At 72.7% G+C, this 10,429-nt stretch carries 10 protein-coding genes; 6 read left to right on the plus strand and 4 right to left on the minus strand.

The window, feature by feature from the left end:
* Nucleotides 1-35 precede the first annotated feature (35 nt).
* From OG254_RS36795 to OG254_RS36810, 4 genes are read left to right on the plus strand one after another with little or no spacing between them, the layout of a single operon-like run.
* Nucleotides 36-1,601 carry an ABC transporter substrate-binding protein gene (locus tag OG254_RS36795; RefSeq protein ID WP_405590631.1) on the plus strand — a complete coding sequence of 522 codons (1,566 nt, stop codon included), beginning with the start codon at nucleotides 36-38 and terminating at the stop codon, nucleotides 1,599-1,601.
* Nucleotides 1,602-1,603: 2 nt separating this feature from the next.
* Nucleotides 1,604-2,557 carry an ABC transporter permease gene (locus OG254_RS36800; protein WP_405595397.1) on the plus strand — a complete coding sequence of 318 codons (954 nt, stop codon included), beginning with the start codon at nucleotides 1,604-1,606 and terminating at the stop codon, nucleotides 2,555-2,557.
* On the plus strand, nucleotides 2,554-3,348 hold the full coding sequence (locus OG254_RS36805) for an ABC transporter permease (protein WP_405590634.1): 795 nt from the start codon (nucleotides 2,554-2,556) through the stop codon (nucleotides 3,346-3,348). Before OG254_RS36800 ends, OG254_RS36805 begins: the two co-directional genes overlap by 4 nt.
* Nucleotides 3,249-4,985 carry an ABC transporter ATP-binding protein gene (locus tag OG254_RS36810; RefSeq protein ID WP_405595399.1) on the plus strand — a complete coding sequence of 579 codons (1,737 nt, stop codon included), beginning with the start codon at nucleotides 3,249-3,251 and terminating at the stop codon, nucleotides 4,983-4,985. Before OG254_RS36805 ends, OG254_RS36810 begins: the two co-directional genes overlap by 100 nt.
* 79 nt (nucleotides 4,986-5,064) lie before the next feature.
* Here OG254_RS36810 and OG254_RS36815 read toward each other — a convergent pair whose 3' ends face one another.
* Together OG254_RS36815 and OG254_RS36820 are read right to left on the minus strand one after the other, a co-directional pair.
* Complete coding sequence (locus OG254_RS36815; RefSeq protein WP_405590637.1) at nucleotides 5,065-5,772, minus strand: DUF2470 domain-containing protein; 708 nt, start codon at nucleotides 5,770-5,772, stop codon at nucleotides 5,065-5,067.
* Between the two features lie 63 nt (nucleotides 5,773-5,835).
* Nucleotides 5,836-7,098, minus strand: a complete 1,263-nt coding sequence (locus OG254_RS36820) for a hypothetical protein (protein ID WP_405595401.1) — start codon at nucleotides 7,096-7,098, stop codon at nucleotides 5,836-5,838.
* A gap of 219 nt (nucleotides 7,099-7,317) precedes the next feature.
* On the opposite strand from OG254_RS36820, the gene OG254_RS36825 reads away from it, so the two are divergent.
* Both OG254_RS36825 and OG254_RS36830 read left to right on the plus strand, forming a co-directional pair.
* A complete protein-coding gene (locus OG254_RS36825; RefSeq protein WP_405590640.1) occupies nucleotides 7,318-8,541 on the plus strand; it encodes a molybdopterin-dependent oxidoreductase in 1,224 nt (407 codons plus the stop codon).
* A complete protein-coding gene (locus tag OG254_RS36830) occupies nucleotides 8,541-9,008 on the plus strand; it encodes a hypothetical protein (RefSeq protein WP_405590643.1) in 468 nt (155 codons plus the stop codon). The genes OG254_RS36825 and OG254_RS36830 overlap by 1 nt, the downstream gene beginning before the upstream one ends.
* On the opposite strand, the gene OG254_RS36835 is transcribed toward OG254_RS36830, so the two are convergent.
* Both OG254_RS36835 and OG254_RS36840 read right to left on the minus strand, forming a co-directional pair.
* The gene (locus OG254_RS36835; protein WP_405590645.1) at nucleotides 8,959-9,879 is read right to left on the minus strand and encodes a L,D-transpeptidase family protein; all 921 of its coding nucleotides are present in this window, start codon (nucleotides 9,877-9,879) and stop codon (nucleotides 8,959-8,961) included. The genes OG254_RS36830 and OG254_RS36835 overlap by 50 nt on opposite strands.
* Before the next feature lie 35 nt (nucleotides 9,880-9,914).
* A complete protein-coding gene (locus OG254_RS36840; RefSeq protein WP_405590647.1) occupies nucleotides 9,915-10,388 on the minus strand; it encodes a hypothetical protein in 474 nt (157 codons plus the stop codon).
* Nucleotides 10,389-10,429 lie beyond the last annotated feature (41 nt).

A 10,429-nucleotide genomic window follows, 5' to 3' on the forward strand; every position in this document is an offset into this window, starting at 1 on the left:
ACACCCTCTGACCCGAAAGACAAGAAGGACCACTCATGAACGACGAACGTTTCCCCGGCCTGCACCGACGCGGCTTCCTCGCCGCCACCACAGGCGCCGCCGCTCTCGCCCTGGTCGGCTGCGGAGGCGGCACGGACGACAAGGCGGCCGGTGGATCCGGCACCCCCAAGCGCGGCGGCCGGTTGCGCGCGGCCTTTGCCGGTGGTGGCGCGAGCGAGACCCTCGATCCGCACCTGGCCAACCTCTTCGCCGACGTCGCCCGAGCCAAGGCGCTCTTCGACAAGCTCGCCGACTACGACGCCGACCTCTCCGCCGCTCCCCGCCTGGCCGAGAAGTGGGAGTCCAACAAGACCATGGACCGCTGGAAGGTGACGCTGCGTCAGGCCACCTTCCACGACGGGAAGCCGGTCACCGCCAAGGACGTCCTCTACAGCTACCGCCGGATCGCCGACCCCAAGCAGGCGTTCCGTGCGAAGGCGTCCCTGGAGCCCATCGACCTCGACGCCAGCCGTGCGACGGGCGAGCGCGGCATCGAGTTCGTGCTCAAGCGGCCCACCGCCGAATTCCCCAACGTCCTGGCCGCGTTCGGCGCGTACATCGTCCCGGAGAACGCCACCGAGTTCGACGACAGGCCGATCGGCTCCGGCCCCTTCCGGTTCGTGTCCTTCGCGCCCGGCCGCTCGGCCGTCTTCCGCCGCTTCGACGACCACTGGGACGGCGCCCCGCTCCTCGACGAGGTCGAGTTCGTCGTCGCCAACGAGGAGTCCGCCCGCGTCAACGCCCTCCTCGGCGGCCAGGTCGAGTACGCGCACGAGCTGAACCCGACCACCGCCCGCGCCCACGAGGACGGGGGCCAGATCGAGATCGTGCGGCTGCAGGGCAGCGCCATGCAGGCGTTCTGCATGAAGACCGACCGGGCCCCCTTCGACGACAGGCGGGTCCGCGAGGCGTTCTTCCTGATCGCCGACCGGCAGGAACTCGTCGACGGAGCGCTGTCCGGCGCGGGCGAGGTCGGCAACGACCTGTTCGGCAAGGGCTACGAGTACTACGCCGCCGGCCTGCCGCAACGCACCCAGGACCTCGACAAGGCCCGCGCCCTGCTCAAGCAGGCCGGCGCCGAGAAGCTCAAGGTAACCCTGGACACCTCGGCCGTCGCCGCCGGGTTCACCGAGGCCGCCGGCATCTTCCGCGACCAGGCCGCGAAGGCGGGCGTGACCATCGACGTGAAGATGGGCAGCAAGGACTCCTACTGGAGCGACATCCTCGACGGCGGCACCCTGTGCTGCTACCGCTCCGGCGCCATGCCCATCGAGGCCCACCTCTCCCAGCGGCTGCTCACCGACTCCACCACCAACGCCACCAAGTGGCGGCACAAGGACTTCGACGCCCTCTACCAGCAGGCCCAGTCCACCCGCGACAAGACGGAGCGGGCGGCCGTGTACGAGCGCATGCAGCGCCGGCTGTACGCCGAGGGCGGCTTCCTCATCTGGGGCTTCGCCGACTGGATCATCGGAACGGCCCGCACGGTGAGGGGAGTGGAGACCAAGGCGCCCGCCAACACCCTGGACTGGGCACGCTTCGACAAGGTGTGGCTCGCGTGAGGTTGGGCGGATCGCGCTCCTTCGTCGCCCGGCGGCTGCTCCTCGGCGCCGCACAGACCGTCGCCGTTGTGCTGCTGGTCTTCGCGCTCACCGAGGCGCTGCCGGGCGACGCGGCGGTCGCCCTGGCCGGCGACCAGCCGGACCCCGCCCGCATCGCCGCCATCCGCGAGGCGATGGACCTGGACCGGCCCGCGTACGAGCGGCTGGCCGACTGGACGACGGGACTGCTGCACGGCGATTTCGGCACCTCCCTGACCTCCGGCCGCCCGGTCACCCAGTACATCGCCGACGGCTTCGGACCGACCCTGATCCTCGCCACCCTCACCCTCGCCCTCCTCGTCCCGCTCGGCTTCGGCCTCGGTGTACTCGCCGCCCGCCACGAGGGACGGCTCGTCGACCGGCTGGTCAGCTCGGTGACGCTGGCCGTCTACGCCGTCCCCGAATTCGCCCTCGGGGTACTGCTGGTGACCGTCCTCGCCCTGAAACTGGCCTGGCTGCCGCCGACAGCCGTCGGCCACGGCACCGACCTGCTCGCCCAACCGGCGGTGCTGGTCCTGCCCGTACTGGTCCTGCTGTCCCGCCCGGTGTGCTCCCTGTCCCGCCTGGTGCGGGCCGGCATGGTCGACGCCCTCGCCTCCCCCTACACCGCCCACGCCCGCCGCTACGGCGTCCCCGGTGCCCGCGTCCGCTACGCCCACGCCCTGCCGAACGCGCTCGCCCCGGCCGTGCAGCAACTCGCCCGCACCGTCGACTGGTTGCTGTGCGGCGTGATCGTCGTAGAGGCCCTCTTCGTGATCCCGGGCCTCGGGACGGTGCTCCTCAACGCCGTGGCCGAACGCGACGTGCCGGTGGTGCAGGGGCTGGCCGTGGTGTTCGGCGTGCTGACGGTCGTGCTCAACCTCGGCGCCGACCTGGTGGCCCACCGGCTCACGCCCCGCGCGGGGGTGGCCGCATGACCAGGCATCGCCGCTTCGCGCTCGGCCTCGCCGTCGTCGCCGTCCCTCTCGTCCTTGCCCTCCTCGGACCGCTCTTCGCCGGCGCCCCCGGCCCCCGCGCCACCTCCTTCACCCTCGGCGACGGCCACTGGTTCGGCACCGACTTCGTGGGCCGTGACGTCCGGCGACAGGTGCTGCTGGGCGGCCGTACGGTCGTGGTCACCGCCCTGGCCGCGACCACGCTCGCCTATCTGGTCGCCGTCCCGGTCGCGCTCGCGAGCGCGCTCACCCGGCTGCGATGGCTGGAGGACCTGCTGATGCGGCCGCTGGACGTGCTGCTCGCCGTGCCGTCGCTGCTGCTGATCCTGCTGGTGGCCGCCGTGCTGTCGCCGGGCGCGGTGGGGCTCGCGCTGCTCGTGGCGTTGGTCAACGTGCCCGACGCCGCCCGGATCGTGCGGGCCGCGGCGGGGGAGGCGGCCGCACGCCCGGCCGTCGAGGCGCTGCGCATGCAGGGCGAGACCCGGTGGCGGATCGCCGTCGGCTACGTCGGCCGGTCGGCGCTGCGCACCCTCGCCGCCGACGCCGGGATCCGGCTGACCGGCGTGCTGTATCTGGTGTCGACGGCCGCGTTCCTCGGCGTCGGCGTCGCGCCGGACGCCGCCGACTGGGCGGTGATGGTCGACCGCAATCGCACCGGCCTGCTGGTGCAGCCCTGGGCCGTGGTGGTGCCCGCACTGCTGATCGTGGCGCTGACGATGGGCACGAACCTGCTCTTCGACGCCGCGCTGGAGAAGGAGGAGCGACGCCTGTGAGCCCTGGCCCCGTTGAAGGAGAGGGGCCCGTGAGCCCTGGTCTCGTTGAAGGAGCGGCGCCCGTGAGCCCTGGTCTCGTTGAAGGAGCGGCGCCCGTGAGCCCTCGCCCCGTTGCCGAGATCCGCGGCCTGCGCGTCGAGATCGACGGCCGGGCGATCGTCGACGGAGTGAACGTGCGGGTGCCGCCCGGGAAGGTCACCGCCCTGGTCGGTGCCTCCGGCAGCGGGAAGTCCACCACCGGGCTCGCCCTGCTGGGCGAGTACCCGCCGGGCGCCCGCGTCACGGGCGAGGTGCGGCGAGCCGACAACGGCCCCGTGGGCTACGTCCCCCAGCACCCCGCCACCGTCCTCAACCCGGCCCGTCGGGTCGGCGCCCTCCTCGACGACATCGCCCGCCCCCAGGTCCGTCACCTGCCGCGCGCGCAGCGCCGTACGGCAGCCCGCGCGCTGGTCCTGCGCGCCCTGGGCGACGCCCAACTCGCGGACGTCGAGGCGCTGTTGCGTCGGCATCCGCACCAGCTCTCCGGCGGCCAGCAGCAACGCGTCGTCCTCGCCCAGGCCCTGCTGCTCGGCGCCCGCGTCATCGTCGCCGACGAACCCACCACCGGGCAGGACGCGCTGACCAAGGCCCGTATCGTCGGGCAACTGGCGGCGGTCGCGGCACGCGGCATCGCGGTCGTGCTGCTCAGCCACGACCTCGACGTGGTGCGCGCCCTCGCCGACGAGGTCCTCGTCCTGCGTGCGGGCCGGGTCGTCGAGTCGGGGCCGGCGGCGCGGCTGTGGGCGGAGCCCCGGCACGAGTGGACCCGCCGACTGCTCGACGAACAGCGCACGGCCCCGCCGGACGGTTCGGGCGCCGCCCGGAGTCAACCGGTGCTGACTGTCAGGGACTTGACCGCCGTGCACGATCGCCGGACCGTCGTGCTGCGCGCCCCGCGCCTCGTCCTGCACCCCGGTGAATGTCTTGCCGTCGTCGGCCGCTCCGGCAGCGGCAAGACCACGCTCGCCCGCTGCCTCGCGGGCCTGCACCGCGACCACGACGGCGAGATCCTGCTCGACGGCACACCGCTCCCGCGCAGCCTGCGCCATCGCAGCCGTGCCCAACTCGCCGCCGTGCAGTACGTCTTCCAGGACGCCCGTGCCGCGTTCGACGAGCACCGTCCGGTGCTGGACCAGGTGGCCCGCACGGCGATACGGCTGCACGGCGCAGGTGAACGGGCGGCAATGGACGAGGCGACAGCCACTCTCAAGCGCCTTGGCCTGCCGCAGGAGCCGGCCCGGCGCCGCCCCGGCGAGCTCTCCGGCGGCGAACTCCAGCGCGCCGCCCTGGCCCGCGCCCTGCTCGCCCGCCCTCGCGTGCTGATCTGCGACGAGGTCACCTCCGGCCTGGACACGGTCACCCGGCGCGGCATTCTCGACGTCCTTGCGGGACTGGCACGTGACGAGGACGGCCTGTCGCTCGTCCTCGTCACCCACGACCTGGACACCGCACGCCTGGCGCACCGCATCGCCGTACTGGACGCGGGCGAGATCGTCGAACAGGGGTCGGCGCAGCGGATCCTGACGGCGCCTCAGCACCCGTTCAGTGTCTCTCTCATGCGGACGACCGAGCGCCTGGCGGCAGGGGTCCGTGACTGAGCCGACCTCCGGGCGCCTTCGCTGAGGAGACGGGAAGGCCTCGGCGAGTGGCCCGGAGGTCGGCGGCTGTGGGCCGCGCCTACGACCTGGTCGGCAGGTGGCGGCGGCGCGGACGGGCGGTGGCCCGGGCGAGCAGGACGTGGATCTGACGCACCGCGTCGCCCGGGTGGGTGGCCGCGGTGGCGAAGGGCAGACGGGTGTCGTGGTGGGAGTCCGGAGTCTGCGACCGCAGCACCAGGCCGTGCCGGTCGAGCCGCAGCGGCCGTACGTCGCTCGCGCCGAGCTGCCGGCGGGCCGGGAGCAGCCGGGCGAGCGGGGCGACGGTGTCGGCGTGGGCCGCGTCCAGCCGGGCCAGCATCTCCGCCTCGTGGGTGGCCAGAGGGTCCGGCGAGGCGAGGGTCAGCTCGTCGAGGCCGATGACGGCCGTCCCGTCGTCGTCCGTGAGTACGGCGCGGGCCGGATGGAACACCAGGGTCTTCGGGCCGAGCGCGGTCAGCCGGCCGCCCAGCGTCAACCGGGCACGCACCCGCTCACGTACGGCGACGGGGGCGACGTCGGTGAACTCGACCAGGGCGGCCAGGTCACCGTGGGGCGCCACCGCGAGCTCGGCGGCCAGGTCGCCGTCCGACGGGTTGTGGAGAAGCAGCCGTGCGGCGGCGTCCACGGTGTGCAGGCCGATCAGTTCGACGCGTTGGCCGTTCGTGGTGACGGTCAGCGAGCCGGCCGCCGAGAGCACCGAGCGGGCACGCTCGGCGGGCGTAGGCTCGGAGCAGACGGCAGCAGGCATGGGGACCTCTCCAACACGGGGTCGACTTAGGTAAGCCTAACCTTATCTCTTCCGTCTCTGTGTTCACCACCCCGTCAGCACCAGGTGATTGACGAGCAGCGCGAGCACGGCCTGCGCCGCGAGCCAGGCGCGCGGTCGCGGCAGGAACGCGCAGGCGGGTAGCAGCCACAGCGCGAACGGCAGCCAGATCCGCTCCGTCTCCGCCTTGCTCATCCCGGACAGGTCGGCGACCAGCATCGCCACCAGCGCGGCAAGCACCAGCACGCCGAAGCGGAACGCGGCCGTACGTTCCCGCCGGAGCACCACGGCCCCGGTCCGCCGCAGCCCCGCCGCCGTCGCCAACCCCACCACCAGCACCTGGCAGGCGAGGTTGGCCCACACCCAGTAGGCCTGCGGCCGGGTGCCGCCGGCGCCCTGGTTGTAGCGGGTGACCAGCAGGTCGTACGCCTCCCACCAGTAGAAGCCCATTGCCGTGAACACGACCGGCACGACCACGAAACCCGCCAGCGCGAAGGGGAGGGGCCGGATGCGCTCGGAGCCCAGCAGCAGGACGGCCGCGGCGATCACGACGAAGAGCGTGAGGCCGTACGACAGATAGACGGTGAGGCCGAACAGCAGGCCGGAGGCGAGGCCGGTCCAGCGCGGCCGGTGACCCGTCACCGCGAGCGCGAGCAGCGCCACCGCCCAGGCCGCGACCGCCGCGAAGTAGCCGTCCGCGGAGGTCCCCATCCACACCGCGGCCGGAGCCAGCACCAGGAACGGCGCGGCGCGGCGGGCGAGCTTCTCGTCGGCGAGGCTGCGGATGGTGACCAGGATGCCCAGCGCCGCGGTCGCCCCGACGGTGATGCACCAGACGCCGGCCCACGCGCCGCCACCCAGCCCGATGCGGTCGAGGTAGACGAAGGTGAGCGTGGCCGCCGGGGGATGCCCGGCGATGTGCGGGGGCCAGTGCTCCGGCGATGCGCCCACCACGATGTGCTCGGTGAAGGTCCGCAGCGTCGCGGGGATGTCCCGGAAGTCGTCGATGACCTGCAGATACTCGTACCGTGTCGTCAGCCTGCGGGCGATGCCGCGCTGCCAGCCGTCGATGAGCGCGAGCGAGAAGGTCCAGGCCGTGCCCGCACCCCAGACGGCGAGCAGCAGCCGCCGCCAGGGCAGCCGGGCGGCCAGCGTCGGCCCGTACGCCACGACGGCGACCGCAACGGCGATGGCGGCCGGGGTTCCCGGTCCGACATGCGGTCCCCAATCCCCCAGCAACGGCGGCCAGTTGACGAAGAGGGTGCCGTCCCGATGCTCGATCACGGTGCCGACCACGGCGGCGGTCATGAAGAGCAGGGCGGCCGCCGCGGCGGCGTACAGATCGCGGCGGAGGTCCCGGCGGGCGGCGGGGCGCGGGTCGGCGGGAGCCTCGGGCAGAAGATCGCTGGTCACGTCTCAGACGCTAGGACGCCCCGGGTGCGCCGGACGCGTGACAGGCGTGGACGTCAGAGATTCGTCATGGTTCGCTGCGGCTTTCCGGGCCCCGCCCCGGCCTACGGTCGTCACATGGCTCGGTCTCCCTTCTCGCCCGCCTTCTGGCGCAGCCCCCTGCGCGGCCCGTGGCTCACCTCGGTCCTCGGGGTCGTCCTGCTCGGCGGGATCACGGTGCTGTTCGTCACCGGGCTGGTGTCCTACGCCGCCTACAACCCGAACCTGTCGCCGGTGAACGACCAGACCCCGGACAAGGGCATCTTCGGCTTCTACCTCTTCTCCTGGCCGACCGACCCGCACTGGCTGTACCGGCTCAACCAGGGCATCCACGTCACCCTCGGCATCACGCTGATCCCCGTGCTGCTGGCCAAGCTGTGGTCGGTCGTGCCGAAGCTCTTCACCCTGCCGCCGGCGCGGTCCCTCGCGCACGCGCTGGAGCGGATCTCGCTGCTGCTCCTGGTCGGGGGCGCGCTGTTCGAGTTCGTGACGGGCGTGCTCAACATCCAGCTCGACTACCTCTTCCCCGGCTCCTTCTACACGCTGCACTTCTACGGGGCGTGGGTCTTCTTCGCCGGGTTCGTCGCGCACGTCGTGCTGAAGACGCCCATGGCCTGGCGCAATCTGCGCCAACTGCGCGAGGAGAAGAACGACCTGGTCCCGCCGAGTCCCGCCGAGCCGACGGTCTCCCGACGCGGCGCCCTGTGGTTCGTGGGCGGCGGCTCACTGCTTCTCTTCCTGACGACCGTCGGACAGAACTTCGACGGCGCCCTGCGCCGCACCGCCCTCCTCGCCCCGCGCGGCACCGAACCGGGCGACGGCCCGAACGGCTTCCAGATCAACAAGACGGCCGCGTACGCCGGCATCCGCGACGCCGACACGAGCGAGGAGGCGTGGCGGCTGGTGGTCGTCGGCCGGGACGGGCGGACGGTCCGCCTCAGCCGCGCCGAACTGCTCGCCATGCCCCTGCACAGCGCGGCGCTGCCGATCGCGTGCGTGGAGGGCTGGTCGACGTCGGACCAGTGGTGGCGTGGGGTACGGCTGCGGGACCTGGCGGCGCTCGTCGGCTACGACGGTGATCCGCCGGACGTACTGGTCGAGTCGCTCCAGCAACGCGGCGCCTTCCGCCGGGCCGCCATGCGCGCCAACCAGGTCGCCGACTCCCGTTCCCTGCTGGCCCTGTCCGTCAACGGCGAGGACCTGACCCCCGACCACGGCTACCCGGCGCGGATCATCGTGCCCGCCGCGCCCGGTGTGCTGAACACCAAGTGGGTGGCGCGGATGACGTTCGGAGACCTGTGATGCGACGCCCCAAGCTCATTCCGGTCGGCAGCCCCCTCCAAATCCTCCTCCTGGCTTGCTCGTTCGCGCTCGCCGGATACGCGGGGGTGCGGCTGCTGGAGGGGGACTGGTTCGAGGTCGCGCTGTGGTTCGTGGGCGCGGCGATCGTGCACGACCTCGTCCTGGTGCCGCTGTACGGGGCGGCGGACCAGGCACTCCTACGAGGCTTCGAGGCCGCCGACCGCCGCAGCTGGATGCCGTACGTCCGCGTCCCCGCCGCGCTCTCATTGCTGCTCCTGCTGGTCTGGTTCCCCCTGATCACGGGCCGCGTGGCGGACCGCTACGCCGGCGGCACCGGTCTGAACCCCGACGGCTTCCTGGCCCGCTGGCTGCTGATCACGGCCGTGCTCTTCGGCGGCTCGGCGGTGGTGTTCGTGGTCAGCCGATGGCGATCCGGGGGTGGGCGGCGGGCGTCATCCAGCTCATGATGCGGTCCATGGTGGCGCGGGGTACGGAAACGCAGCCGGCGGTGGCGCCGTTGCCATTGACGTGGAGGAAGATGCCGGCGCCGCGGCCCGGGGTGGCGGGCCAGCGGTTGAAGTTGATGACGAGCGCCTTGGCGTACTGGGTGGGGTAGTTGACGAGGTGTTCGCTGCCGCGGTCGCCGGACTCGGTGAGCGGGAAGTCCGCGCCCGCTTCGCCGTGCATCGAGTTGTAGAACTTCGACTCGGGGTCCTGCACCCACCAGTCGTCGTCCGTGACCACGTGGTACGGCATGGCGGTGCCGCCGGCCACATGGCCGAACCCCTCGGTGATGGTGTAGGTGCCGGTGGGCGTGGTGTAGGTGCTCTGTTGCCGGGTGGCCCCGTCGGTCACGCCGTTGGAGCCGACGCGTGCGGCGCCGGTGCTGAACTGCGCCTTCCAGCCGGAGGATCCCTTGGCCCAGGCGGTGACGGTGGCGTAGGAGCCGCTGGCCTTCACGGTGATCAGCTGGGTGGCGTCGCCGGTTTCGACCGGCACCGGGAAGTCGGGTGCGGCAGGGGCAGCCGGTGCGTCCGCCGTGTCACGGGAGCCGCTCGCGGATCCGGCGGTCCCGCTGGTGGCGCCGGCCGATGGGGAGGCGGACGCCGAGGGCGAGGCGGACGCGCGGTCGGAGGCCGATGCGGAGGGGCTGGCGGACGGGGAGCCGGAGGCGCTGGGCGATGCGGTGCGGGCGGCGGGCTCCTCGGGTGACCGTGACGCCTCGACCGAGTCGGCGGCCGTGGTCCGCTGGTCGTCCTGCCCGGCGCAGGCGGAGGTCATCGCCAGGGCGCTGAGGGCTGCGGCGGTGATCAGAACCTGCCGGGGGAGGGCTTGCACGGGGAACTCCTTGCTGGGCGGTAAGGCGGGTGGGGTCAGCTCGCGGTCGCGGTCGCGGGCCCGGCGGGCAGGGCGCCGGTGCAGGTGGCACGGCCGAACGTGCCGCTGGCCGTGGCGCTTTGGACGTGCCGGCCGCGGATCGCGAGGGTGCAGCGGGCCTGCCCGCCCTTCTCGGTGAGCACGATGCTGACGATCGGGTCCCGGCCGACGGGGACGTCGACGGTCTTGTGCCAGGGCAGGGCGGCGGCTTTGACGACGGTGGCCGATCCGGCTTCGCTGCGAGCCTGGTAGGTGATGTCGGCGGAGCCCTCGCCAGTCACCTCGTAGGTCACGGAGGCGGTCGGGGCACGGTGCTCTGCCTGCTTGTCACCGCCCTCGCCGGAGTCGACGACGCCGTACACGACGAGGCCCGCACAGGCGGCCAGAACCGCGCCCGCCACGACAATGCCGGACCGGTCCGCGCGCCGGAAAAGCGATGGCGTTGTGGATTCCTGGGTGTCGCCGGCCATGGAATTCCCCCTTCGGAAACGGCTGCTCAAGATGAATCGAC

Origin of the sequence: Streptomyces sp. NBC_01092 (assembly GCF_045039535.1) — a bacterium.
Taxonomy (GTDB): Bacteria; Actinomycetota; Actinomycetes; order Streptomycetales; family Streptomycetaceae; genus Streptomyces.

What these genes read in the sequence shown, in the direction of transcription:
- OG254_RS36795 (WP_405590631.1), top strand. Translation starts at nt 36, where the DNA reads ATGAACGACGAACGTTTCCCCGGCCTGCACCGACGCGGCTTCCTCGCC.
- OG254_RS36805 (WP_405590634.1), top strand. Translation starts at nt 2,554, where the DNA reads ATGACCAGGCATCGCCGCTTCGCGCTCGGCCTCGCCGTCGTCGCCGTC.
- OG254_RS36815 (WP_405590637.1), bottom strand. Translation starts at nt 5,772, where the DNA reads ATGCCTGCTGCCGTCTGCTCCGAGCCTACGCCCGCCGAGCGTGCCCGC.
- OG254_RS36820 (WP_405595401.1), bottom strand. Translation starts at nt 7,098, where the DNA reads ATGACCGCCGCCGTGGTCGGCACCGTGATCGAGCATCGGGACGGCACC.
- OG254_RS36825 (WP_405590640.1), top strand. Translation starts at nt 7,318, where the DNA reads ATGGCTCGGTCTCCCTTCTCGCCCGCCTTCTGGCGCAGCCCCCTGCGC.
- OG254_RS36830 (WP_405590643.1), top strand. Translation starts at nt 8,541, where the DNA reads ATGCGACGCCCCAAGCTCATTCCGGTCGGCAGCCCCCTCCAAATCCTC.
- OG254_RS36840 (WP_405590647.1), bottom strand. Translation starts at nt 10,388, where the DNA reads ATGGCCGGCGACACCCAGGAATCCACAACGCCATCGCTTTTCCGGCGC.